The sequence below is a fragment of the Collinsella sp. i05-0019-G5 genome (genome assembly GCF_042851345.1).
In the GTDB taxonomy this organism is placed as follows: domain Bacteria; phylum Actinomycetota; class Coriobacteriia; order Coriobacteriales; family Coriobacteriaceae; genus Collinsella.
This window is the reverse complement of sequence record NZ_AP031421.1, coordinates 191,314-215,965: the sequence shown is the minus strand read 5'-3', so window position 1 is coordinate 215,965 and position 24,652 is coordinate 191,314. Positions and strand designations below refer to the sequence as shown.

Sequence of the window (24,652 nt, the reverse complement as noted above, 5' to 3'; positions counted from 1 at the left end):
AATTAAGTGCGCTACTCGGCAGCGGCCTTGAACTTGTTGTAGTTGATCAGGCAGCCGGCCTTGACGATGGCACGCTCCTCTGCCGTCATATCGGCAATGTAGAGCTCAATCTGCTCGACCGCACCATCGGCGCGCACCACGTAGGCGGCGATGTCCTTCAGGTCGCCATCGAGCGCGGCACGGATACCCGGCACAAAGACGTAATCGCCCACCTCAAAGTTGGGCTCGGCCTCCATCTGGAAGGGCACCATGCCCCAGTTCATCACGTTGGAGCGATAGCGCTTGGTGGCGTACTCGTGGACGATGTTGGCCAGGCCGCCAATTACGCGCTGGCAGCTCGCGGCCTGCTCGCGGGCGCTGCCGTCGCCAGGCTTCTTGGCGTAAATCATGGAACCGAACTCGGTCGCCTTGGCATCGGCCGCGACACCCGCGCCGGCCAGCGCCTCAAACACACCGGCAAGCTCGGCATCGAACGCCGCCAGGTCGCCCGCGGACTCGCCGGCAACGCGACGCTTCTCCACAGCGTCGACCTCCTTGGAGCGACCCACGTAGGCCGGGTCGCGGCGGCTCAGCGTAAACTCAGCCAGGCCCAGCGGGTTGGAGCGGAAGGAGCTCGTCTCGCCCGAGGGAATGAGCTCGTCGGTCGTGGTGACCGGGTCCATGATCTTGGAGCAAACCTTGAGCAGGATGTCGTCGCCGAGCGGCTCCATCGCGGGCCACGGCTTGATGTTGGGGCCTTCGACCAGCTCGTCGGCAGGCTCCGCCTTGCCAAAGCCCCAGTACACGCGCTTCTTGTACGGCGCGTCGTCAAAGGTGTACTCGCAGGCCTCGTCCCAAGTGTCCTCGGGCAGGTCGGTCGCCGGCGTCAGGACGCCGCCGTTGGCAGCCGTTGCCGCAATGGAGCGGGCGTCCATCAGGGCCACGGCGCTCAGCTGGCCATTACCCGGCTTGGAACCCTCGCGGTTGGGGAAGTTGCGCGTGGTGTGACGGATCGAAAGGCCGTTGTTGGCGGGCGTGTCGCCGGCGCCGAAGCACGGGCCGCAGAATGCCGTGCGCACGATTGCGCCGGCCTCCATGAGGTCGTAGATGTAGCCGCGGCGTGTAAGTTCGAGCGCCACGGGCTGGCTCGTGGGATAGACCGACAGCGAGAACTCGCCGCAGCCGGTATTGGCGCCCTTGAGCACGCGGGCAGCCTGGACCACGGAGTCATAGTTGCCGCCCGAGCAGCCGGCGATAACGCCCTGCTGCACGTGCAGCTTGCCGTCGACGATCTTGTCGAGCAGGCTAAAGTGCGTCTTGCCCTCGCCGATCTTGGCGGCCTCGAGCTCCACCTCGTGCAGGATGTCCTCGAGGTTCTCGTTGAGCTCGTCGATCTCAAAGCCGTTGGAAGGATGGAACGGCAGTGCGATCATGGGCTTGATGCTCGACAGGTCGACCTCGACGCAACCGTCGTAGTAGGCGACATCGGCGGGCTTGAGCTCGCGATAGTCGTCGCCGCGGCCGTGCATGGTCAAAAACGCGTGCGTGTCCTCGTCGGTGGCCCAGATGCTCGACAGGCAGGTGGTCTCGGTGGTCATGACGTCGACGCCGTTGCGGTAGTCGGTCGTCATGCTCGCGATGCCGGGGCCCACAAACTCCATGACCTTGTTCTTGACGTAGCCCTTGGCAAAGACAGCGCGGATGATGGCGAGCGCCACATCGTGCGGGCCGACGCCGGGGCGCGGGGCACCCGTGAGGTAGATGGCGACGACGCCGGGATAGGCGACGTCGTAGGTGTCGCGCAGCAGTTGCTTTGCCAGCTCGCCACCGCCCTCGCCCACGGCCATAGTGCCCAGAGCGCCGTAGCGGGTGTGCGAGTCGGAACCCAGGATCATCTTGCCGCAGCCCGCGAAGTTCTCACGCATAAAGGAGTGGATAACGGCGATATGCGGCGGAACGAAGATGCCACCGTACTTCTTGGCGGCCGAGAGGCCAAAGACGTGGTCGTCCTCGTTGATGGTGCCGCCCACGGCGCACAGCGAATTATGGCAGTTGGTGAGCACGTAAGGCAGCGGGAACTGCTCCATGCCCGAGGCGCGCGCCGTCTGGATGATGCCGACAAAGGTGATGTCGTGGCTCGCCATGGCGTCGAAGCGAATCTTGAGTGCCTCGGGATCTCCGGACGTATTGTGTGCCTGGAGGATCGAATACGCGATGGTGCCGCGCTTGGCATCCTCGGGCGTCTGCGTAATACCGCGCTCGGCAGCCTCGGCCGCAGGCACAACCTCGCTGCCGCCGCGCAGGTAGATGCCGTCCTCGTACAGCTTGACCATACTGTCTCCCACTCTGCCCAAAACGATTTGGGCGCATAGCATACATTCGTTCAATATCGTGCCATAGAACGGTTGCGAGTGGGTTACGAATCTGCACGTTCACTTTATCTCAGTAAAGCAAAGAACGAGTTGGGTGCCGGGGGCAGACTTAGACGCCGAAATGACGAGAGTGGATAATCTCCCACTTTGAGCCTGCAAACAGGCCAAAAACGGGAGATTATCCACTCTCATTCTGCGGGCACTCATTTAAGTCTGTCCCCAATGAGTGCCCGGCAGCGTCGGCGGAGCTATAGGTCGCTACCCGTACCTAGCAGCTTGCGCATGACTTGCTCGGGGTTGACTGAGCCGTCGCGCGGGGCCAGGGCGGTGATCTTCTTCTGCATCTTATACTCGTGCAGCTCGTCCTCGAGCTGGCGCACGCGAGCGCGGAGCTTCTCGTTCTCGCGCTCGCGCTCCTCGGAACGCTCCTTCATATCGAGGATGCGCACCACGCCGGCAAGGTTGATGCCCTCGTCGGTCAGTTGGTTGATGAGTTCCAGACGCTCGATATCGGCACGCGAATACAGGCGCGTGTTACCGCCCGAGCGCTGAGGATTCACCAGGCCCTTGGACTCGTAGACGCGCAGAGTCTGCGGGTGCATGCCGGTCAGCTCGGCCGCCACGCTGATCATGTACAGCGGTTTGTTCCTATTGTCCTCGGCCATGCTACCTGACCCCTTTCCGTCTCGTTATCGTCCATCATAAGCCCGCGGGCGTGGGCGTGCGCCGCGACCGCCCTAGTACGTCGCCTTGTAACGATTGACCTTCTCGCGATAGTCGCGCGTGTCGGCCTCGCGCAGCTTGGTCATGGCATCGCGCTCATCGTCGGACAGGTTCGTGGGAACCTGCACCTTGATCTCGACGAGCAGCGCGCCCGTGCGGCCACGGTGCTTAACATCGGGCGCGCCCATCTCCTTAAAGCGGAACTTCTTGCCCGTCTGGGTACCCGCGGGCACTTTCAAACGGACCGTCGCACCGCCGGGCGTGGGCACGTCCACCGTGCAGCCGAGCGCCGCCTCGTAGACCGAGACCGGTACCTCCATGGTCACGTCGGCGCCTTTGCGCCTAAACAGCGGATGCTCCTCCACATGCGTGGTCACGACCAGGTCGCCGCGCTCGCCGCCGGCAACGCCATACTCGCCGCGACGTTTGTAACGCAGCTTGCCGCCGTCGACCGCGCCTGCAGGCACCGAGACCGTAATGGTCTGCTGCTCGCCTGTCGAGGGAATGCGGTAGGTGACCTTGTGCGTCACACCGCGAAACGCGTCCTCGGCCGTCACATCGACGGTCAGCGACAGGTCGCCGCCCTTGCGAGCGCGGCTGCGGCCAGCGCCGGCACCGGCAGCGCCCGCAGCCCCGGCAAAGCCCGAGCCCCAATCGCTGCCCCAGGCGCCGTTGCCGCTAAAGATGCTGTCGAAGATGTCGCCCCAGCCGCTGGCACCAGCGCCGGCACCGTAGCCGCCGCCATACGCGCCGCCCGCGCCCGGCATGCCGCCAAACATGAGCATCTGGTCGTACTCTTTGCGCTTCTTCTCGTCCGAAAGCGTCTCGTAGGCCTCGCTAATCTCCTTGAACTTGGCCTCGTCGCCTCCGGCATCGGGGTGATATTTTTGCGCGAGCTTGCGAAACGCGCTCTTGATCTCTTTGTCGGAGGCGCTCTTGGATACGCCCAGGATGTCATAGAAGGTTTTGCCTGCAGCCATCGTAGCTCCTCTCCTGTTTCATCCGCCGCCCAGCGGGCGGCGGCTCATGCTTTCATATGGCACTAGGCCAGAAAGGGCCCCGGGTGTTGCCCCGGGGCCCTTCTCAATTACTCCTCGGTGCTCTCGGCCGTATCGGCCGTAGCATCCTCGGGCGCCGCTTCGGGCTCCGGTGCGGGGCGCTTCTCGCCACCGTAGGTCACCGTCACCATCGCGGAACGCAGGATGCGATCCGCCATGCGGTAGCCCTTCTGGTACACGTCGTTGACAGTCTCGTCGTACTGCGATGCGTCCTCGACACGCCCCACGGCCTGGTGCTCGAGCGGATCGAACGCCTCGCCCTTGGGGTCGATGGGCTCAACGCCCTCGTGCGCAAACACATCGAGCAGCTTGGCATGCACCGCATCGACGCCATCGACGAACTGCTTAAAGTCGTCGGAAAGCTCCTGGCTACGGGCATGGTCGATCGCGCGCTCGATATCGTCAATCACCGGCAACAGCGCGGTAACAAGCTTCTCGGTCGCGCGCTCGCGCTCGGCGATACGCTCATTGGCGGTGCGGCGACGGAAGTTCTCCCAGTCGGCCTGCAGACGGGCGGTACGCTCGGTGGCGTCCTTTGCCTTGTCCTCGGCGGCCTTCTGAGCCTCTGCCGCAGCATCGAGCTCATTGCGCACGTCGGCAAGCTCTTTCTGAGCCTGCTCGAACTTGAGCTTAAAGTCGTTGTCGGCGGCTTCCTCACCGGCGCGGATAGCGGCTTCCACCATCTCGTCCTCGGTCATCGTCGCCTCCTTGTTGGAATCCTCTACCTGGTTCTCGGCAGCCTCGGCGGCCGGGGCCTCGTTGGCCACGGTATCGTCAACGGCCTCTACGGGAATCTTCACGTCCTTCTCCTCAGAGTCAACGGGGGCGGCGCCAGCGGCGGCCGCCTCCGTGCGAGCTTTACGGGCGGACATGATTATTTGTCCTCGTCGTCCACAACCTCGTAGTCGGCGTCGACAACGTCATCGTCGGCAGGCTGGGCGCCGGCGGCACCGTCGGTCTGCTGCTGAGCGTCGGCGTAGACAACCTGGGCCAGCTCGTAGGCCACGGACTGCAGGGACTCGCCGGCGGCCTTGATAGCCTCGACGTCAGAACCCTCGAGCGCCTTCTTGGCGTCGGCGATAGCGGCCTCGGCCTTGGACTTCACGTCGGCGGAAACCTTGTCGCCCAGCTCGTTGAGGGTCTGCTCGGTGGAGTAGCACAGGCTATCGGTCTGGTTACGGACCTCGACCTCTTCCTTCTGCTTCTTGTCCTCCTCGGCATGAGCCTCGGCGTCCTTGACCATACGATCGACTTCGTCGTCGGACAGGGCGGTGGAGCCGGAGATGGTGATCTGCTGCTCCTTGCCGGTGCCCTTGTCCTTAGCGGAGACCTTGACGATGCCGTTGGCGTCGATGTCGAAGGTGACCTCGATCTGCGGCACGCCGCGACGGGCAGCCGGGATACCGGTCAGCTGGAACTTACCGAGCGACTTGTTGTCGCGGGCAAGCTCGCGCTCGCCCTGGAGCACGTTGATCTCGACGCTGGTCTGGTTGTCGGCAGCGGTGGAGTAGACCTCGGTCTTGGAGGTCGGGATCGTGGTGTTGCGGTCGATCATCTTGGTCATGATGCCGCCCATGGTCTCGACGCCCAGCGACAGCGGGGTAACGTCGAGCAGCAGGATGCCCTCGACGTCGCCGGTGAGCACGCCGCCCTGGACGGCAGCGCCGTCGGCAACGACCTCGTCGGGGTTCACGGACATGTTGGGCTGCTTGCCGGTCATGGTCTTGACGAGCTCCTGGACGGCGGGCATACGGGTGGAGCCGCCGACGAGGATGACCTCGGTCAGATCGGAGAGCTTGAGCTTAGCGTCGCGCAGAGCGTTGGTGACAGGCTGCTTGCAGCGCTCGAGCAGGTCGCGGGTGATCTTCTCGAACTCGGCGCGGGTCAGCGTGTAGTTGAGGTGCAGCGGGCCAGACTGGTTCATGGTGATGAACGGCAGGTTGATGGTGGACTGCTGGGCTGCGGAGAGCTCCTTCTTGGCGTTCTCGGCGGCCTCCTTCAGACGCTGCAGGGCCATGGGGTCCTGACGCAGGTCGACACCGTTCTCCTGCTGGAACTTATCGGCCATCCAGTCGATGACGCGCTGATCCCAGTCGTCGCCGCCCAGGTGGTTGTCGCCCGAGGTGGACAGAACCTCAAACACGCCGTCGGCGAGGTCGAGGATGGAGACGTCGAAGGTGCCGCCGCCCAGGTCGAAGACCAGGATGCGCTGGTCGGTGCCCTGCTTGTCCAGGCCATAGGCAAGAGCAGCAGCAGTCGGCTCGTTGACGATACGCTTGACGTTGAGGCCGGCGATCTTACCGGCGTCCTTGGTGGCCTGACGCTGGGCGTCGTTGAAGTAGGCCGGGACGGTGATGACGGCGTCGGTGACGGTCTCGCCCAGATACTTCTCGGCGTCAGCCTTCATCTTGGCGAGCGTCATGGCGCTCACCTGCTCGGCGGTGTAATCCTTGCCCTCGATATCGACGACGGCACGGCCACCCTGGCCCTCCTTGACCTCATACGGCACGGTCTTGATCTCGGAGGTGCACTCGGAGTACTTGCGGCCCATGAAGCGCTTGATGGAGAACACGGTGTTCTTGGGGTTGGTGACAGCCTGGTTCTTAGCGGCCTTACCCACGACGCGGTCGCCGTCGGCACGGAAGCCCACGACGGACGGGGTGGTGCGGTCGCCCTCGGCGTTCACGATAATGGTCGGAGAACCGCCCTCGAGAACGGCCATTGCGGAGTTAGTAGTACCAAGGTCGATACCAAGAATCTTACTCATTAGAAATTCCCTCTCTCTTTTGCGTTCGCGCCGCCTCGACGATCTGTCGCGCGGCGCTTCGGCTTGTCTTTCAGGATGTAGTGTATCCCCTTATGGGCCGGAATATACAAAATCTAAGTCAATTCATATAAGATTTCTTATTGCTGAGAGTTTAGGTTCTTAAATGCGCAGGTAGATGCGCTGATTGAGTTCTCGGCAAATCTATTGAGATCTATGTAGAGATGGCTGAGGCTTGGGTCCGAAGGTGTCTGGAGCTGCCTTGCGGAAAGCTCGTCCCGTTTTGAGAGCTGATGCCGGCTCGCAGTTTCCGCTAGCGGGCCTAACCGGAAACTGCGACCCGGTTTTCGGCCAAATAACGGGATGCCCTTTCCGCAGGCGCGCTCAATAGCTCAATATTACAAGTCACCTTTAGCTAACATTTGCGCAGCTCAACGGCCCCACCTGCGCGTTTTTTAGTAAACCTTGGCATACTCGGCGAACGGTATGAAGATGCCGGCCAGAGGGTATTGCAAACGGTCGCTCCCGTGGTATGTTTTTGCCCGAATCAAACCGGCGCGCATCGCCTGTAGCGTCGGTCAACAGAGAGGAAACTACCATGGCTCATCCCGTAATTGATGCCGACGAGTGCATCGCTTGTGGCGTTTGCGTCGACTCCTGCCCCGCTGGCGTTCTGGAGCTCCAGGACGTCGCTACCGTCGCCGACGAGGACTCCTGCGTCGCCTGTGGCGCTTGCCAGGACGCTTGCCCCGCTGGCGCGATCACCGAGATCGTCGAGGAGTAACAACTCCCCCACTTGCACACTCAAAAGTACACCGTGCACAAAAAAGGAGGCTTCCGCATCGCCGCGGAGGCCTCCTTTTGTTTGTATAGGCAGCTAATTGGGGACGGGGCTACCTTGGCAGTTGCGGTGGAATAGTTCCTGGCTCATTGCTTAGGTGCCGATTGTAGGAACTATTTCACCGCAACTTATAAATACAGTATCGGGTTAGGACAAATCATCCTCGTAGGGCATTAAATCGGCAAGGTAGCCCTTCTCCTTGAGTATGGCCTCGATCTCGTCGAGGGTCTGCTCGTCCTCCGCCGCGATGCGATGGAAGTGGTAGCCGCTCGTCACCGTTAGTAGTGGAAAGCTCTTGCCGCTCTCGATATCGTGCAGGTAGCGCTCAACATCGCGACGATTGCGGATGTCCAGGTCGGCCGTGATCTTGCCGTACACACGATGGTTGACGATCACGTTGAGCACGGCGCCACCCGCGTCGACGATACTCGTAAGCTCGTCGCCCGCCTGCTCCACGCCGTGGCGCACCTTAACAAGACGCGTGGGCACGGCGGGGCTACTCGCGGCTTCCTGCAGCACGTAGCCGCGGTTGGTCGCCACGATATCGTGCCCATCGGCACGCAACAGGGCAATATCCTGAACCACGACCTGACGGCTCACGCCAACCTCGCGGGCAAGTGCGCTGCCCGAAACGGGCTCCTTGGCTCCTTCGAGCACGGCCATGATGGCACGGCGACGCTCGCGGGCGTTCATTATTTACCGTCCAGCAGACGCAGGTGCTTAAGCGAGAGGTCGAGGATCGGCGCAGAGTGCGTCAGGGCGCCCGAGCTAATATAGTCGACACCCAGATCGGCCAGGGCGCGAATGTTGCTGGCGTCCACGTTGCCCGAGCACTCGGTCTTGGCGCGACCGGCGATAAGCTCGATGGCGGCGGCCATGTCGTCATGGGTCATGTTGTCGAGCATGATAATGTCGGCACCGGCCTCCACGGCTTCGCGCACCATGTCCAGGTTCTCGCACTCAATCTCAACTGTCGTGGTAAACGACGCATGGGCGCGCGCCATCTCGATCGCGCGCGTCACGCCACCGGCGGCATCGATGTGGTTGTCCTTGAGCATGACGGCCGTCGACAGGTTGTAGCGGTGGTTGCTGCCGCCGCCAATCTCAACCGCGGCCTTCTCGAAGACGCGCATGCCCGGCGTGGTCTTACGTGTGTCGACAAGCACGGTCTTGGTGCCCTCGAGCACCGCAGCCATTCTGTGCGTATAGGTAGCGATACCGCTCATGCGCTGCAGGTAGTTGAGCGCCACGCGCTCGCCCGAAAGCAGCACGCGCGCATCGCCGCGCACCTGGCCCACGTGGTCGCCGGCGTGCACCTCGTCACCGTCGGCAACATCAAACAGCACCGAGCTCTGCGAATCCAGCAGCTCAAAGGTGCGAGCGAACACATCCAGGCCGGCGATGATGCCATCGGCCTTGGCGATAAGCTCCACCGTGGCGGGACGCGCCGTGGGGCACACGCTCGCCGTGCTCACGTCCTCAAAGGTAATGTCCTCGCGCAGAGCCTGCAGAATCAGATCATCGACGACGAGTTTCATGGTAATGGGATTCATGGTCTACTCCTCCACGGCCTGCGTGCCGGCGGCACGAGCCAAATCATCGATTGCAAGGGTATGGGCACTCAGGGCGCGGTGACGCCCGTCAAGCGCGGGCTCACCGGCCTGCTCCACGGCCAGCGACTCGCCGGTGCGCATGTACCACGCGGCGCGACGACCCCAGACCAGCGCCTCGAGCAGACTATTTGATGCAAGGCGATTCTTGCCGTGAACGCCGTTGCAAGCCGTCTCGCCCGCGGCGTAGAGCTCGGGCATCGAAGTGCGGCCGTCCTTATCGACCCATACGCCGCCCATAAAGTAGTGCTGCGTGGGCGTAACGGGGATGGGCTCGTCCAAGATGTCGCGGCCGTCCTCAAGGCAGCGCGCGCGAATGTTGGCAAAGTGCCCAGTCACCACGTCGCGCTCGACGGGGGCAAAGCTCAGCCACTCGTGCTCGGTGCCGTCCTGCTTCATCTGCTCGCGGATGGCGGCAGCGACAACGTCGCGCGGCTGCAACTCGTCGGTAAAACGCTCGCTGGCGGCATTGAGCAGAATCGCGCCCTCACCGCGGCAGCTCTCGCTGATCAGGAACGTACGGCCTGGCTGCGGCGAGAACAGGCCCGTGGGATGGATCTGCACGTAGTCCAGGTGCTCCATCTTAATGCCGTGCTCCTGCGCGATGTAGCAGGCGTCGCCCGTGAGCTGCGGGTAGTTGGTCGAATGGTCGTATACGCCACCGATGCCGCCCGTCGCCCACAGCGTATGGCGGGCATGGATCTTAAACGGCTTACCGACATGCACGCCCTCAGCGGCATTTGCCAGCTCGTCGGCGGGGCGAGCTGAATCGTCCTCGTCCACGGCAACAGCGACGACACCAGTGCACACCGTGGCCCCATCGCGCTCGGCCGTCAGGATGTCGGTCATGGCAACGTGTTCGAGAATCTGCACGTTGTCCAGCTTACGGACGGCCTGAAGCAGCTTGGTCGTAATCTCCTTGCCCGTAATGTCGGCATGGAAGGCAATGCGCGGACGGCTGTGCGCGCCCTCGCGGGTAAAGTCGAGGCCGCCATCGGCCTTGCGCTCAAAATCCACGCCCATCGCTAGCAGGTCGTTGATGACCGAGCGGCTCGAGCGGATCATGATGTCGACGCTCTCGCGGCGGTTCTCGTAATGGCCGGCGTGCATGGTGTCCTCAAAGAAGGCATCGTAGTCCGAGCCCTCGGGCAGCACGCAGATGCCGCCCTGCGCGAGCATCGAATCGCACTCGTCGACCGCGCCCTTGGAGAGCATGATCACGCGCGTACTCGTCGGCAGGTTGAGCGCCGCGTACAGGCCCGCTACGCCGCAGCCGGCAATGACGACGTCGCACTCCATATCGGGGTATTGCTTGGTTTCCACAGGAATCCTCTCCCTTGAATGTGACATAAGGAACCATCCCTCATGCCACATTGTTCTAGCGTGCTGCGTACTCGAGCATGCGGTCGAGCGTGAGCTTGGCCTGGTCTGCCGCCTCGTCCGAGACGCCGATCTGCACCTCGCCCTCGCCCGTCTCCAGGCAGCGCACAAGCTTTTCGAGCGTGATGAGATCCATGTTGACGCAGGTGGGCTGCACCGCGGGGAAGTAGAACTTCTTGCCGGTGCCCTGGCAGCGGCGCTCGAGCTCGTAGAGTACGCCGCGGACCGTCACGATAATGAACTCGCTCGCGTCGGACTCCTCGGCATACTTGATGATGCCGGCGGTGGAGCCGATGTAGTCGGCCTCAGCCAGGACGTCAGCCTTGCACTCAGGATGCGCCAGCACGAGCGCGTCGGGGTGGGCCTCCGTCGCGTCGACGATCTGCTCGACGGTGATGATGTGATGGCGCGGGCAGTAGCCGTTGTTGGGGATGACGTGCTTTTGGGGCACCTGCTCGGCTACGAAGCGGCCCAGGTTCTGGTCGGGAATGAACAAGATGTGCTGCTGCGGCAGCTCGGAGACGATCTTGACGGCGTTTGAGCTGGTAACGCACACGTCACTCCAGCTCTTGATCTCGACCGTCGAGTTGACGTAGCACACCACGGCCAGGTCGTCGCCATACTCGGCGCGCGCCGCGTCGACCGTCTCGCGCTTGACCATGTGCGCCATGGGACAGTCCGCGCCCGGCTCGGGCAGCAGCACGGTCTTGGTGGGATTGAGCAGCTTGGCGCTCTCGCCCATAAACTCCACGCCGCACAGCACGATAGTCTGCTGCGGTAGGCTTTTGGCGAGCTTTGCCAGGTAGAAGCTGTCGCCGACGTAATCGGCCACAGCCTGAACCTCGGGCGCCACATAGTAGTGCGCCAGGATCACCGCGTCACGTTGGGTTTTTAGTTGCTGAATGGCCTCGACAAGCTCTGCGGGCACCAGTGCCGCGCGCTCCGTTGCCGTCGTTGCCGATGCTAGGCCGGCCGCGATATCGCGTGCAAGCTCCGACGCATCCATGTTCGCGCTCTGTGCCATCAAGGCCCCTCTCTTTTGGCGAATCTTGGGGCTTTAGTATGACACCTAGGTTTACAGCTGACAAGACAGCTGTAAACCTAGGTGTAAGGTTGAAATAAAGATTCAATCATGCGGCAGGTCCATTTTCGAACTGGCAAGCTGAGGATAGCCGAGCTCTCGATAGCGCAGGAGGCATCTTTCGCCACCGCAATACCGCTCGGCGCGAGTTGCGCACCGTGAGGCACGAACGGGCGCTCCCCCGCGAGTGGTCCGCGCCCAATGTGGCAAAATCGAACTACTAAGGGGGCTCAGAATGCTCAAGATTATTGCCTGCGACGATGACGCCGCTTTTCTAGATAGACTGCACCGGATGATCGACCGTTGGTCGATCGAGACGGGCACGGCGGTCGATGTTGCGCTCGTCACGCGCGGCGAGGACCTGCTGGCGCGCCATGCCGCGTCGCGCGCCGACATCATCCTGCTCGACATGATCATGCCGCTCGTCAACGGCATGGACACCGCACGCGAATTGCGCCAGGCCGACACCGCCGTGCGCCTGGTGTTCCTCACCTCGTCGCCCGAGTTTGCACTGGAGTCCTACGAGGTCCGCGCCTTCGACTATCTGCTCAAGCCCGTGACTTACGAACGCCTGGCGCAGTTACTCGACGAACTTTCGAGCATGCGCCCGGCGGCAACCGACGAGCTCGTGATCAAAACGTCCTTTGGCCACCACGCCCTGCGCCTGTCCGACATCGAATATGCCGAGGCGCGCAACAAGCACGTGGTCTTCCATCTGCGCGACGGACGCGATATCGAGGCACTCGAATCGTTCCGCAGCGTCGAGGACCGTTTGGCGCAAAATGCCACCTTCTTTAAATGCCACCGTAGCTACCAGGTCAACTTGCGCAACATCGACCACTTTGACCGCACGGACATCGTCATGCGCTCGGGCGCGTGCATTCCGCTGTCGCGCAGCAGCAAGCAGGGGTTCCAAGACGCCTACTTTGCGGTGCGCTTTGAGGGCGGGAGGCGCTGATGATCTCCTCGGTCGAAATGGTCCTTTGGGCAATCCACCACGCCACGACGCTGCTCTTTGGCGTCTTTGCCTCGGCGGCGCTGTGCGGTATCGAAATCAATCGACGCCATGCACTCGAGTTGGTGGGGGTCGGAGCCGCAACCGGCGCTGCCTTTTCGATCGCCAATGTCGTTGGCGGAGAGCTTTTTGCCCGTCAGGTCTATCCGCTCGTCGTGCACTTGCCGCTTACCGTCTACCTATGCGCGCGCTACCACTTGAGTCCGCTACTCGCGACGTTGGGCGTCACCAGCGCCTATCTGAGCTGCCAGTTCAGCAATTGGATGGGCATCGCCGCATTTGCCGCAACCGATTCTCAGATCGCGTACTATCTGGCACGCATCGCTACCACGCTCGGCGTCTTTGCCGTCCTGCTGCATTGGGCCGGCGACATTGGACCCCGCCTGGCGATTAAAAGCCCCACCGAGCTGGGCATCCTTTTAATCCTGCCGCTCGTCTATTACATCTTTGACTACGCCACCAACGTCTACACCACGCTGTTCCACTCGGGCTCGGTGGTGACAGTTGAGTTTTTGGCATTTGCGCTCTGTGCCTTCTATCTTATGTTTCTTGCCGTTTACCTGCGCGAATACGAAGAAAAGGAAACCGCCGAGCGAGAGCGTTGGATGCTCGAAACCCGCGACAGCGCCGCCATCAAAGAGCTCGAGGCTTGGCGTCAATCTGGGCGCGAGCTGTCGATTCTTCGCCACGATATGCGCCACTTCCTACGCGGCCTGGCCACTTTAATTGAGGAGGGCCACACCGACGAGGCGCTCAACCGCATCGACGAACTCTGCGAAGCCGGCGACCGCACCGCCGTACGCCGCTTCTGCGCCAACGAGACCGTAAACATCGCGCTTTCGTCATTCAACTCAGATATCAATAGAAACGGCATTACCGCCAACCTGCGCGCCGCCGTACCCGAAACCGTCCACGTAGGTGACGCCGACCTGTTTAGCGTGCTCTCAAATGCCTTGGAAAACGCTATCACCGCCGCAAGCGCCGCACCCCAAGGAAAGCGATTCGTCGACCTTGACCTGCGACTTGAGGACGGCCAGCTGTTGCTGTTAGTTTCCAACACGTTTGACCGCGCGCCGCGCATGGTCGACGGCATGCCCGTGACCCGGCATGCGGGCCACGGCTTTGGAACCAAGAGCATCAAACTTGCCGTGGAGCGCATGAACGGCAACTGCCAGTTCCGCATTAACGGCGATCGGTTTGAGCTGCGCGCTGTGATGTAGAAGTACGGCGCCGATCTCGCGGCGCGCCTCGCCCGCCAGGCAATCGCTCGCCGGTGCCGATCCGCTACAGTGGAGCGACCGCCGGGGTCAGCTGCTTGATGTAGGCCCACATACGCTGCTTGGCCGCTTTGTCGGTCAGCGCCGCCTCAAAGCCATCGAGCGCGAGCACGCGGCGGCCCTGCACATGGGCGACCAGGCCGGGCTTGAGCATGGCGGTGTCGAAGTCATCAATCGCCACGAGCATATCGGCGTAGGTTTCGCGCATGACATCGGCCGCACTGTTGTCGAGCAGCAGCACCGCCTCGGGGTCCAGAGCCTCCAGCGCCTCGCGGAACAGGTCGCACGGCAGAGTCTCGCCCACCGCGACCGCTCCGTCACCCGCGCCGGCGACGCTTGCCAGCACGCAAAAGTCCTCGGGGGCATATCCGATGGCGCCGAGCGCCTTGCGCAACGCGGCGCCATCCGCGCCGGCAGCCAGCTCGCCGCCCGAGCACTCGGCTTCATCCAAATCGCCTTTGACCAGCACAATCGGCGAGCACGCGTTGCCCGCGATACGCACACCGCGACCTGCAAGCGACGCGAGCTCCTGCTCGGTCGCCTGAGCGATGGCTTCTTTTTTCTGGCTTTGTGACGTGGGCATGCGCTCTCCAATCGTTTGCGTGCCCACCATTATATAAAAGAGCCGCCCGCGAGTGGTTGCTTTGCGGGCCGCTGGGTATAAGCACGGTCGTACTGAGTTTTACGCGGCCGAGCCGCGTCGTATTATGGAGGTCACCATGGCTGACATTAAGCAGATTACCCCCGAGAACTTCGATTCCATCGTTAACGACAGCCTGCCCGTACTGGTTGATTTTTGGGCCCCGTGGTGCGGCCCCTGCCGCTCGCTCTCGCCCATCGTAGACGAGGTTGCCGACGAGCTGGCCGGCAAGTTGGCTGTGGCCAAGTGCAACGTCGACGACAACCAGGACCTGGCCATGAAGTTTGGCGTCATGAGCATCCCCACGCTGATCGTCTTTAAGAACGGCGAGGAGGTCGACCGCTCGGTCGGCGCCTTGCCCAAGGCAAGACTTCAGGCACTGCTGGAGAAACATCTGTAATACGCTTGTTACCCATCTGCCGTCCATGAGCGGTTTCGCACCGCTCGCCGGAGTGCCAAACGCAAGGTATGCGACCACGGATAGTATGGTAGATACAAACAGCCCCCAGTGAACGGGTGCGGGTCAGACGGACTCGCACCCGTTTTCTTATGCGGCGGCGCTCAAGGCGGGCGTAGTAGAATCTGAACCACCATATCGCCCCGTACAAAAGGAGACTCCCCATGCATGACGTCGGAATGAACATGAGCCAGCTTGCCATGAGCGTCAAGCAGGTCGACGACACCATTGAGCTCGCTCACGAGTGGAGCCATCAGCTGCTGCATGCGACCGAGAACTTTGACATGGAGCGCATTGGCGCCAAGCTCGAGGCCGCCATGGCGGCACTCCACGAGGCGCACGATGCGCTCGAGGGCTACGAGGAGGCCATCGAGGCCGACCACAACTCCGTCGGCTCTGTGAAACTGGTGTAACGTGGCCGAGCACGAGCACGCGCACAATCACGGTGCGGACGACGATGCAAGCTGCCGCTACAGCGGCTCCAGCTCCGAGCTGGTCCGCTTTTCGGTCACCGCGCCCGACGACCTGCTGCGCCGCTTTGACGAGCAGATCGCGCGCCGCGGTGACGTGGCTAACCGATCCGAGGCCGTACGCGATCTGATTCGCGCCTCGATCGCCAAGGAGCAGATGCGCACGCCCGACGAGCATGTTATCGGGTCGCTCACCATGATCTACGACCACCATACCGGCGACCTGACGCGCCGTCTGGACGAAGTGCAGCACGACTACACCGACGAGATCGTATCGACCATGCACGTGCATCTGGATCACCACAACTGCTTAGAGATTCTGGCGCTCAAGGGTCGCGGCGAGCGCGTCTACGAACTAGCCGACCGCCTGCTGGGCCTGCGCGGCGTTAAGCACGGTGAGCTCACGTGCGCCGCCACCAAGCAGAGCCTGGGGCTGTAGCGCACCTGTCCCTATTTGGTCGGTTTTGATGAGGGGTGTCGCATGCGACATGTGCATATTCATGTGACGGGCATTGTGCAGGGCGTTGGCATGCGGCCGTTTGTGTATCGCGAGGCCATGGCGCATGGCATTTGCGGATGGGTGCTCAACGCGGGCGACGGCGTGCATATCGAGGCGCACGCCCGTGCCGAGGCGGTTGACGGATTTGTCGCTGCTCTTTCTGAGCATGCGCCCGCGGCGGCTCGCGTTGAGCGAGTCGATATTGCGGATTTGAAGCCTAGCGGCTGGAGCGCTGCCGATGAGCAGGGCTTTCGTATTGTGGCATCGCAGGACCAGACCGCGCACACGACGCTCGTCTCGCCCGATATCGCCACCTGCGATGATTGTCTGCGCGAGTTGTTCGACCCCGCCGATCGGCGCTATCACTACCCTTTTATCAACTGTACCAACTGCGGACCGCGCTTTACCATCATCCGGTCGCTGCCTTATGACCGAGCGGCCACGTCGATGAATTGTTTTCCCATGTGTCCTGAGTGTGCCGCGGAGTATGCCGACCCACTCGACCGGCGTTTTCACGCGCAGCCCGATGCCTGCTTTGATTGCGGGCCGCATATCACGTGGCGCGAAGCGAGCGTGGGCGGTGAGCCGGGCGAAGCCGCCGCGTTGCCGGCCGTCGGCACCACACGCGAAGCCAGCGACGCTATCATCGAGCGCTGCATTGAGCTGCTGGCCGGCGGTGGCATCGTCGCCATCAAGGGCCTGGGCGGATTTCACTTGGCATGTGACGCCTCCAACGAGCAGGCGGTAGCCGAGCTTCGTCGTCGCAAACGCCGCAGCAACAAGCCGCTTGCCGTTATGGTGCGCGACCTTGCCGACGTTGAACGCCTGTGCCATGTCAACGACGTTGAGCGCGGCTTGCTGGCCGGCAGCATTCGCCCCATTGTGCTGCTGCGCCGACGTGCTGTTTGCGAGAGCGGCGGCTCCCCCGACGCCCTCGCGCTCGCGCCGTCCGTCGCGCACGACCTTCCCGAGCTCGGCGTTATGCTCCCCTACACCCCGCTTCAGCATCTGTTGCTTGCCGCAGCAGAAGCCCGCGGTGTGCATGCACTCGTCATGACCAGCGGAAACCTGAGCGAAGAGCCCATCGAGACCGATGACGACCTTGCCTGGGAGCGCCTCGTTGCCGCCGGCATTGCTGATGCGCTACTCGGCAACGACCGCGCGATCCTCTCGCGCTACGACGACTCCGTGGTGCGCGTGGTCAACGGCGCCATTATGCCCGTGCGCCGTGCCCGCGGATATGCACCCCAGCCGCTGCCGTTGCCGGCGCTCGACGGCGCTCCGTCCTGCGTGCTCGCCTGCGGGCCACAACAAAAGGCCACGATTGCGCTCACGCGCGAAGGGACGAACGGCGAGGCAACCTGTTTTGTGTCGCAGCATATCGGCGATGTTGAAAACGGCGGGACCTTCGATGCCTGGAACGCCGCGCGCACGCGCTTGGAAGATCTCTTTGACTTGGCGCCCGCCGCCTTGGCCTGCGATTTACACCCCAGCTATCTATCGGACCAGTGGGCGCGCGAGCAGGCGCGAAAATGCAATCTGCCGCTCGTCGAAGTGCAGCACCATCATGCGCATATCGCGAGCGTAATGGCCGAGGCCATCGCCGCGGGCCAGCTTACAACCGACACGCGTGTCCTTGGCATCGCCTTCGACGGCACCGGCGCCGGCACCGATGGGACCATTTGGGGCGGCGAGTTTCTTGTTGCCAGCCTTGACGGCTTTGAGCGCACCGCGCATTTGCTCACCTGGGCGCTCCCCGGCGGGGCGGCCTCCGTACGCGACGCTCGACGCAACGCCTTTGCCCTGCTCAGCGAACTCGGCCTACTCGAGCACCCAGGCGCCGCTCAGCTTTTGGACAGCCTCGACGAGCAAACGCGTAGCGTGACAGCCACCATGATCGAGCGCGGCATCAACAGCCCGCGTACCAGCAGCATGGGACGTCTCTTTGATGCCGCGGCAGCAATTCTGGGCATCTGCGACAAGGCAACCTACGAGGGCGAACCCGCCATAGAACTCGAAGCCGCCGCCTGGCGCGCGTTCAGCAGTGAAAGTGCCTGCCCCACCGGCAATATGGTCAGCTTTTCCGTAACCGAATCATCCCGTCCGGACGACTGCCATGTTCTGAACTCCAGACCGCTTTTTGAGGCGCTTTTGGAGGGAATCAGGACCGGCGTGCCCACCGGCAAGCTCGCGCTCGACTTCCACGTCACCATCGCGCGCTCCTCGGCACGAATCGCACGCGAAATCTGCGCCCGTGAAGGCCTCGACACCGTCGCGCTCTCGGGCGGCGTGTTCATGAACCGACTTTTGCTTCAGCTCCTCACCCGCGAGCTCAAAAGCATGGGTCTCACTGTCTTGATTCCCCGCTCCGTGCCCGTCAACGACGGCTGTATCGCCTACGGTCAGGCCGTCATCGCTCGCGCTCGCCTCGCGCAGACAGCATCGCGATAGGCTGTTTTGCCAGCCTGCGCGCCGCCGTCTCACAGGTGTAACGCGTTTGCTCGTGACTCCTGCGAGCGCTACCATCAACTGATGGGTAATTAGGCGCCTATCCAGCGCAAAACGTATAAAAGGGGAACATTATGTGCCTTGCCGTTCCCGGTAAAGTGGTCAAACGCGACGACGACCTTAAGGCGACCGTCGACATGATGGGCATCGAGCGCCCCGTTTCGCTGCGCCTCGTGCCGACGGCACAGGTAGGCGACTATATTCTCGTGCACGCCGGCTTTGGCATTCAGATTGTCGACGAGCAGGAGGCGCAGGAGACGCTCGACCTGGTCAACACCATGACCGAACTGGTCGAAGAAGACCAGCTGGCCACCAACCCGGCCGAGGCTTACTAGTGGCGGCCGGACAGCCGGCTCGCTCCGGTATCGACTTCTCGGCATTCCGCGATCCCAAGCTGGCTCGCGAGCTCATCGAGCGCATCCGTGAACTCGTCGGCGACCGCACCATCAACCTTATGGAAGTCTGCGGCACGCACACCGTGAGCATCGGTCGCTATGGCTTTCGCTCCATTATGCCTGCCGGGCTCAAACTGCTGAGCGGTCCGGGTTGCCCCGTCTGTGTTACCGCCAACCGCGATATCGACCATGCAATCGCGCTCGCCAAGATGGACGGCGCCATCATCACCACCTTTGGCGACATGATGCGCGTGCCCGGGTCGTCTACCTCGCTCGCCGCGCAAAAGGCGGCGGGGCGCGATATTCGCATTGTGTACTCCCCGCTCGATGCACTCGATATCGCCGAACACAACCCCGATCGCCCGGTCATCTTTATGGGCGTCGGCTTTGAGACCACGACGCCCACCATCGCCGCCGCCATTTTGGAGGCCGATGCACGCGGACTCCAGAACTTCTCGGTCTATTGCGCCCACAAGACCACGCCGCCGGCGCTGCGCGCCATCGCCAACGATCCCGAGACCACTATCGACGGCTTTATCCTTCCGGGACACGTCGCCACCATCACGGGCTTAGCCCCCTTTGACTTTTTGGTCGATGAGTTCGAGACCCCAGGCGTAGTCACCGGATTTGAGCCGGTCGATATTCTGCAGGGCATCTGCATGCTGGTCCAGATGGTTGTTGAGGGGCAGCCCGCAATCGACAACGCCTACCGCCGTGGCGTCAACGCAGACGGCAACCCCGTGGCGCGCCAGCTGGTCGAGCAGGTGTTTGAGCCATGCGACACCACGTGGCGCGGGCTGGGGCCGATTGCCAACTCGGGCCTTTCCATCCGCCCCGAGTTCTCGCGCTTTGATGCCCGCACTCGCTTTGACGTGCCCGTTGAGACGACGGTCGAGCCGCGTGGGTGCCGCTGCGGCGACGTGCTGCGCGGGGCCATTACGCCGAGCGACTGCCCTCTGTTCGGCCGCGCTTGTACACCCGAGCATCCCATCGGCCCCTGCATGGTGAGTTCCGAGGGCAGCTGTGCAGCATATTTCCGCTACCGAGGCTAATGGGTTCCGCCGCTCTAACGAACGGCGGGCCGGTCGACGCTGCGCGCCATTCAGGCGAGCGATTTGCCTTTCAATCGTCGGCTGCGGGCAAAAGCCCAGCAGCCTCCTCTTTCAAGGCAACTCACTTCGCCTGAATGGCGCTCGCTGACTTTTACTTAACATCGATTCTGCCACACTCAGCTATTGCCGACCCCCCACGATTGGAGTTTTCGATATGTCCCGTACTGCCACCGATAGCACTGTCCTGTTGGGCCACGGCTCTGGCGGCCAGATGATGAAACGCATCATCGATGAGGTCTTTTTGGATGCCTTTGGGTCGCCCGAACTGCTCGAGGGCAACGATGCCGGCGTCGCTGCGCTGCCCGCGAGCGGGCGCATCGCCATGTCGACCGACAGCTTTGTAGTCTCGCCGCAGTTCTTCCCCGGCGGCAATATCGGCCGACTCGCCGTGTGCGGAACCGTCAACGACGTCGCGACCTCGGGCGCTAACGTGCGCTACCTCTCATGCGGCTTTATCCTCGAAGAGGGCTATCCCATGGACAAGCTGCGCCAGATTGTGCAGACCATGGCCGAAACGGCACATGAGGCAGGCGTGAAGATTATCACCGGCGACACCAAGGTGGTCGAGCGTGGCGGTGCCGACGGCGTCTACATCAATACCGCTGGCGTAGGCGAGGTGCCCGCAGGCGTGACGCTCAGCGGTGCCAACTGCCGGCCCGGCGACGTCATCCTGGTGTCGGGCACACTCGGCGACCACGGCATCGCCATCATGAGCCAACGCGAGGGCTTGGCGTTTTCGAGCGCCATCGAAAGCGATGCCGCGCCGCTCAACCACCTGATTGCCGATGTGCTTGCCGCAGCACCCGACACACGCTGCTTCCGCGACCCCACGCGCGGTGGCCTGGCCTCGACGCTTAACGAGTTTGCCCAGGCCAGCGGTGTTGCCATGGAGATCGACGAGGATGCCGTGCCCGTGCGCCCCGACGTGCAGGCCGCCTGCGAGATGCTCGGCTACGACGTTCTGCAGGTGGCAAACGAGGGCAAGATGGTTGCCGTGGTGCCGGCCGAGCGGGCCGATGCCGTGCTGGCCGCCATGCGCGCCGCGCGCTACGGCGAGAATGCCGCCATTATCGGTCGCGTGCTGCCGCTTGCCGAGGACGCCCGCCCCGCCGTGCGCGTACGTACCGGTTGGGGCTCGACCCGCATCCTCGACATGCTCGTAGGAGAGCAGCTGCCGAGAATTTGCTAACGACAGAGATGGTCGGGCAGCGCGGCCCGATACACGGCAGTCAAAGTTGTTCAGATTTCAAACATGCCCGACACGCCAGCCCGTTATCATGGGTGCGTCCTATAACCCAAACGGCGGGAGCACCCATGGCAGCAGCTTTTTCCCATGTGATTTTTGATTTAGACGGCACCATCCTCAACACGCTCGAGGACCTGGCAGCCGCCGGCAACCATACCTGCGAGATGCACGGCTGGCCCACGTTTGCCGTAGACGAGTACCGCTACAAGGTGGGAAACGGCATGCTCAAGCTGGTCGAGCGCTTTATGCCCGCCGAGTATGCGGGCGACGGCCGTATGTTTGAGCAGACGCTTGCCGAGTTTAGGGCTTATTACGGCGAGCACAAGGAAGACCACACCGCACCGTACGCCGGTACGATCGAGATGCTCGACCGCCTGCGCACCGCGGGTGTGCAGCTTGCCGTGCTCACTAACAAGGACCACGTCTCGGCGGTTCCGCTTATCGAGAAATACTTTGGTTCCGAGCGCTTTGCGCTGGTGCAGGGCCGCGTCGATGCGTTTCCTCCCAAGCCCGAGGCACCTGTTACGCTGCACGTGATGAAAGAGCTAGGCGCCGACCCGGCAACCACACTCTATGTAGGCGATTCCAATGTCGATATCCTGACCGGTCACAACGCCGGCCTCAAGAGCGCGGGTGTCACCTGGGGCTTCCGCGGCCGCGCAGAGCTGGAAGCCGCTGGCGCCGACTACGTGGTGGACACCCAGGACGAGCTCGCGGCGCTAATCCTGGGCGAGTAGCGGGGCTGTCGCTCAACACGGCTGCATAGATTCTGTCGCGCGGAAAGCGCATCCCGTTTTGCCGCCTCAGAATGGGATGCGCTTTCCGGTTGAGCCTTGTCGGGAAACGGCATCCCGTTTCAGAGCAATATTCCGGGTCGCGCTTTCCGCAACCCACCCCATCCGGAAACCGCGACCCACTATTCGGCCAAATACCGGCTCGTATTTTCCCGAGCATTCGATGCAACGCTGGCGCAAGGAGTGTCCCCGACTGCCGGCAGAGACGATATGAGCAGGACATAAAAACATTGGGAGCCCCCGGCATGAAAGTCCGCGGATCAGGCCGACAATGGTGAGTGTCTAATCCAGCCGTGGCGGCCACGCCGCATTCATGGAAGGGGCTCCCATGCTCGATACTACCACCTTCGTCGGCCTCGACGTCCACGCCCGCTCGATAAAGGCCGTCTCCCTCGACGTCATGACCGGGGAGGTGCGCTGCGCGACCTTCGGCTACGACGCCGGGGCCGTCGCGGCGTGGGTCCGGTCCGTGGACCCCAGGGCCAGGTGCGTGTACGAGTCCGGGGTCACGGGGTTCGACCTGCAGAAGAGGCTCTCCGGCCTGGGGGTCGACTGCGTGGTCGGCGCCGTCTCGAAGATGATCAAGCCCAGCGCGGACAGGCGCAGGAAGAACGACCGCAACGACGCCGAGTTCCTCGCCCGCATGCTGTCGGTCGGCAACGTGGTCGAGGTGTGGGTCCCCGACGACGAGTGCGAGGCCGCCCGCGACCTGACCAGGGCGCTCGAGGACGCGAGGGACGACCTCTCGCGCTCGAAGCAGCGGCTCTCCAAGTTCCTGCTCAGGCACGGGCTCGTCTTCGACGAGAGAACGCCCACCGGCCGCAGTGGATTGGCAACACCTATTTGGACGATTCCGGGAGGGACAGCCCCGCTTCCCTGAACTCGACCGGCGACATGTAGCCCAGCGTCGAGTGGATCCTGAAGTTGTTGTACCAGTTCACGTAGTCCGAGAGCTTGGCCCGTAGCTCGCGCGTCGTGCCGAACGTCTCGCGGTGGACGAGCTCGGCCTTCAGTATCCTGTTGGTCGACTCGTCGACGGCGTTGTCGTAGGGGCAGCCCTTGGCCGACAGCGACCTCTCTATGCCGAAGGCCTCGAGCATCAGGTCGATCTCGGCGTTGTCGAACTCGCTGCCGCGGTCCGTGTGGAAGACCTCGATGTCCGAGATGGGGAAGGAGAGCGTCGCGAACGCCGACTTGACCAGCCGGGCGTCCTTCCTGGGCCCGGCGGAGTGGCCGACGATCTCCCTGTTGTAGAGGTCGACGAGCAGGCAGACGTAGTTCCACGAGGCCCCGACGCGCACGTAGGTCAGGTCGCTGCATATATGGGTGCGCGGCGCCCTGCCGCCGAAGCCGCGCGCGACGACGTTGGGCACGTCGGCCTCGTTGACCGCCCCGGGGTGCACCTTGAACCTCTTCCTGCCGTATGCGCTGACCAGGCCGTTCTCCCTCATGATGCGGCAGACCCGGCGCCGGCTGACGGTGACGCCCGACCTCTCGAGCGACGCCTTTATCTTGCGCGAGCCGTACCGGCCCTTGCTGGCGGCGTGGGCCGCGACCACGGCCGGCGCGGCGGGGTCCGGCGCGGCGGGCCGGTCGGCCCGCGAGCGCATGGAGTAGTACGTCGACCTCGCGACGCCGAGGAGCCTGCACTGCGCTGATATGGGGTAGCGGCCCTCGTTGGCCGCTATGGCCCTCACTTTCGAGCGTATATCAGCGCCGCTTGTTTTAAGACGTCGACCTCCATCCGGAGCCTGCGGTTCTCGCGCTCGAGCTCCAGGATCCGGTTCTGCTCGGGCGTGCGGTTGCACGCGGCGCGCGGCGAGCCGGTCGCGTTTATCGACTTGATCCACCTCTCCACGGTGCTCTTGCCGAGGTCGTACTCGTCCATGATCTCGCGCTTGGGCTTTCCGGCGTTGTAGAGGTCGACTATCTGCCTCTTGAACTCGTCGGTGAAATGCCTCGGGTGCCTGGGGTCCCTCATATACGGCCCTCCCGTCTCTCGCGCCCCTCCCGGAACTGTCCACATCAGTGTAGCCAATCCACAGGAAGGGGAACTGGACCCGGGCGCACTGGTCCTGGATCGAGTCGATAAGGTTCGCGGAGGGGGCCGACAACGAGGTGCTGGCCTACTACGTCGAGGCGGTCAGGCGGGCGGCGGAGGAGAAGTCGAGGCTCGAGGGGCTCGTCGGGGCCGAGGCCCGCAAGCCCAGGTGGAGGAGGAGGGTCGACTCCCTGCGCTGCCTCAAGGGCGTCGACACCGCGACCGCCGCCGACTGTTAGCGCTACTGTAAAAACAACCATTTTGACCAACGCTCAACAACCAATCATGCCAACGCAATCCCGCCATTTGCGCCAACGCATTTTCACCATTTCCACCAACGCCGGGGCTTACGCTTCGATCGACGAGCGGACGATGCTTTCGGGAGGAGCG

Annotated in this window: 24 protein-coding genes; 13 read left to right on the top strand and 11 right to left on the bottom strand. The window is 63.0% G+C overall.

Annotation, left to right across the window (positions count from 1 at the left end; translation table 11 throughout):
• Window positions 1–11: 11 nt before the first annotated feature.
• From ACGHIZ_RS00910 to dnaK, 5 genes are all read right to left on the bottom strand, one after another.
• A complete protein-coding gene (locus tag ACGHIZ_RS00910) occupies window positions 12–2,312 on the bottom strand; it encodes a hydratase (protein ID WP_124785759.1) in 2,301 nt (766 codons plus the stop codon).
• Window positions 2,313–2,599: 287 nt separating this feature from the next.
• Window positions 2,600–3,016, bottom strand: a complete 417-nt coding sequence (locus tag ACGHIZ_RS00905; RefSeq protein ID WP_117839958.1) for a heat shock protein transcriptional repressor HspR — start codon at window positions 3,014–3,016, stop codon at window positions 2,600–2,602.
• A gap of 72 nt (window positions 3,017–3,088) precedes the next feature.
• The gene (locus ACGHIZ_RS00900; protein WP_117770265.1) at window positions 3,089–4,054 is read right to left on the bottom strand and encodes a DnaJ C-terminal domain-containing protein; all 966 of its coding nucleotides are present in this window, start codon (window positions 4,052–4,054) and stop codon (window positions 3,089–3,091) included.
• A gap of 107 nt (window positions 4,055–4,161) precedes the next feature.
• Complete coding sequence (locus tag ACGHIZ_RS00895; protein WP_117770264.1) at window positions 4,162–5,004, bottom strand: nucleotide exchange factor GrpE; 843 nt, start codon at window positions 5,002–5,004, stop codon at window positions 4,162–4,164.
• A gap of 2 nt (window positions 5,005–5,006) precedes the next feature.
• Complete coding sequence (dnaK, locus tag ACGHIZ_RS00890) at window positions 5,007–6,899, bottom strand: molecular chaperone DnaK (protein ID WP_117770263.1); 1,893 nt, start codon at window positions 6,897–6,899, stop codon at window positions 5,007–5,009.
• Window positions 6,900–7,494: 595 nt separating this feature from the next.
• Here dnaK and ACGHIZ_RS00885 point away from each other — a divergent pair.
• On the top strand, window positions 7,495–7,680 hold the full coding sequence (locus tag ACGHIZ_RS00885) for a DUF362 domain-containing protein (protein WP_006235216.1): 186 nt from the start codon (window positions 7,495–7,497) through the stop codon (window positions 7,678–7,680).
• A gap of 204 nt (window positions 7,681–7,884) precedes the next feature.
• Here ACGHIZ_RS00885 and ACGHIZ_RS00880 read toward each other — a convergent pair whose 3' ends face one another.
• Genes ACGHIZ_RS00880 through nadA form a run of 4 tightly spaced genes read right to left on the bottom strand, consistent with a single transcriptional unit; the run spans window position 7,885 to window position 11,751 of the window.
• Window positions 7,885–8,430 carry a transcription repressor NadR gene (locus ACGHIZ_RS00880; RefSeq protein ID WP_118227044.1) on the bottom strand — a complete coding sequence of 182 codons (546 nt, stop codon included), beginning with the start codon at window positions 8,428–8,430 and terminating at the stop codon, window positions 7,885–7,887.
• Window positions 8,430–9,290: a carboxylating nicotinate-nucleotide diphosphorylase gene (nadC, locus tag ACGHIZ_RS00875; protein WP_124785757.1), complete on the bottom strand. Its 861-nt coding sequence runs from the start codon at window positions 9,288–9,290 to the stop codon at window positions 8,430–8,432. The genes ACGHIZ_RS00880 and nadC overlap by 1 nt, the downstream gene beginning before the upstream one ends.
• A gap of 3 nt (window positions 9,291–9,293) precedes the next feature.
• Complete coding sequence (locus ACGHIZ_RS00870) at window positions 9,294–10,697, bottom strand: FAD-binding protein (protein WP_390448449.1); 1,404 nt, start codon at window positions 10,695–10,697, stop codon at window positions 9,294–9,296.
• A gap of 28 nt (window positions 10,698–10,725) precedes the next feature.
• Window positions 10,726–11,751, bottom strand: coding sequence for a quinolinate synthase NadA (gene nadA / locus ACGHIZ_RS00865; RefSeq protein ID WP_390448446.1), 1,026 nt, complete (start codon window positions 11,749–11,751; stop codon window positions 10,726–10,728).
• A 292-nt stretch (window positions 11,752–12,043) separates the two neighbouring features.
• On the opposite strand from nadA, the gene ACGHIZ_RS00860 reads away from it, so the two are divergent.
• Together ACGHIZ_RS00860 and ACGHIZ_RS00855 are read left to right on the top strand one after the other, a co-directional pair.
• Window positions 12,044–12,766, top strand: a complete 723-nt coding sequence (locus ACGHIZ_RS00860; protein ID WP_390448443.1) for a LytR/AlgR family response regulator transcription factor — start codon at window positions 12,044–12,046, stop codon at window positions 12,764–12,766.
• Complete coding sequence (locus ACGHIZ_RS00855) at window positions 12,766–14,043, top strand: GHKL domain-containing protein (RefSeq protein ID WP_117839952.1); 1,278 nt, start codon at window positions 12,766–12,768, stop codon at window positions 14,041–14,043. Before ACGHIZ_RS00860 ends, ACGHIZ_RS00855 begins: the two co-directional genes overlap by 1 nt.
• Before the next feature lie 64 nt (window positions 14,044–14,107).
• On the opposite strand, the gene ACGHIZ_RS00850 is transcribed toward ACGHIZ_RS00855, so the two are convergent.
• Complete coding sequence (locus ACGHIZ_RS00850) at window positions 14,108–14,683, bottom strand: hypothetical protein (protein WP_124785755.1); 576 nt, start codon at window positions 14,681–14,683, stop codon at window positions 14,108–14,110.
• Between the two features lie 136 nt (window positions 14,684–14,819).
• On the opposite strand from ACGHIZ_RS00850, the gene trxA reads away from it, so the two are divergent.
• The 9 genes from trxA (at window position 14,820) to ACGHIZ_RS00805 (ending at window position 23,101) form a co-directional block, all read left to right on the top strand.
• Window positions 14,820–15,140: a thioredoxin gene (gene trxA / locus ACGHIZ_RS00845; protein ID WP_117776407.1), complete on the top strand. Its 321-nt coding sequence runs from the start codon at window positions 14,820–14,822 to the stop codon at window positions 15,138–15,140.
• Between the two features lie 221 nt (window positions 15,141–15,361).
• Entirely contained in the window at window positions 15,362–15,610 is a 249-nt protein-coding gene (locus ACGHIZ_RS00840) for a hypothetical protein (RefSeq protein ID WP_006235225.1), read from the top strand.
• A gap of 1 nt (window position 15,611) precedes the next feature.
• A complete protein-coding gene (nikR, locus tag ACGHIZ_RS00835; RefSeq protein WP_117839950.1) occupies window positions 15,612–16,106 on the top strand; it encodes a nickel-responsive transcriptional regulator NikR in 495 nt (164 codons plus the stop codon).
• A gap of 42 nt (window positions 16,107–16,148) precedes the next feature.
• A complete protein-coding gene (gene hypF / locus ACGHIZ_RS00830) occupies window positions 16,149–18,617 on the top strand; it encodes a carbamoyltransferase HypF (protein ID WP_390448437.1) in 2,469 nt (822 codons plus the stop codon).
• 131 nt (window positions 18,618–18,748) lie between these two features.
• Complete coding sequence (locus ACGHIZ_RS00825) at window positions 18,749–19,009, top strand: HypC/HybG/HupF family hydrogenase formation chaperone (RefSeq protein ID WP_089573632.1); 261 nt, start codon at window positions 18,749–18,751, stop codon at window positions 19,007–19,009.
• The gene (gene hypD, locus ACGHIZ_RS00820) at window positions 19,009–20,121 is read left to right on the top strand and encodes a hydrogenase formation protein HypD (protein WP_241154622.1); all 1,113 of its coding nucleotides are present in this window, start codon (window positions 19,009–19,011) and stop codon (window positions 20,119–20,121) included. Before ACGHIZ_RS00825 ends, hypD begins: the two co-directional genes overlap by 1 nt.
• Before the next feature lie 214 nt (window positions 20,122–20,335).
• Window positions 20,336–21,370: a hydrogenase expression/formation protein HypE gene (gene hypE, locus ACGHIZ_RS00815; RefSeq protein ID WP_124785753.1), complete on the top strand. Its 1,035-nt coding sequence runs from the start codon at window positions 20,336–20,338 to the stop codon at window positions 21,368–21,370.
• A 125-nt stretch (window positions 21,371–21,495) separates the two neighbouring features.
• A complete protein-coding gene (locus ACGHIZ_RS00810; RefSeq protein WP_124785752.1) occupies window positions 21,496–22,164 on the top strand; it encodes an HAD family hydrolase in 669 nt (222 codons plus the stop codon).
• Between the two features lie 385 nt (window positions 22,165–22,549).
• Entirely contained in the window at window positions 22,550–23,101 is a 552-nt protein-coding gene (locus ACGHIZ_RS00805) for a transposase (protein WP_241154621.1), read from the top strand.
• Here the strand turns inward: ACGHIZ_RS00805 and ACGHIZ_RS00800 are convergent.
• Window positions 23,061–24,202 (bottom strand): IS3 family transposase gene (locus ACGHIZ_RS00800; protein ID WP_390448431.1). Its coding sequence is split into 2 segments (ribosomal slippage): window positions 23,061–23,944 and window positions 23,944–24,202, totalling 1,143 coding nucleotides; the frame shifts between segments, so codons are not numbered across the junction. The genes ACGHIZ_RS00805 and ACGHIZ_RS00800 overlap by 41 nt on opposite strands.
• A gap of 137 nt (window positions 24,203–24,339) precedes the next feature.
• Between ACGHIZ_RS00800 and ACGHIZ_RS00795 the strand changes: the two genes are divergently transcribed.
• The gene (locus ACGHIZ_RS00795; protein WP_241154619.1) at window positions 24,340–24,501 is read left to right on the top strand and encodes a hypothetical protein; all 162 of its coding nucleotides are present in this window, start codon (window positions 24,340–24,342) and stop codon (window positions 24,499–24,501) included.
• Window positions 24,502–24,652 lie beyond the last annotated feature (151 nt).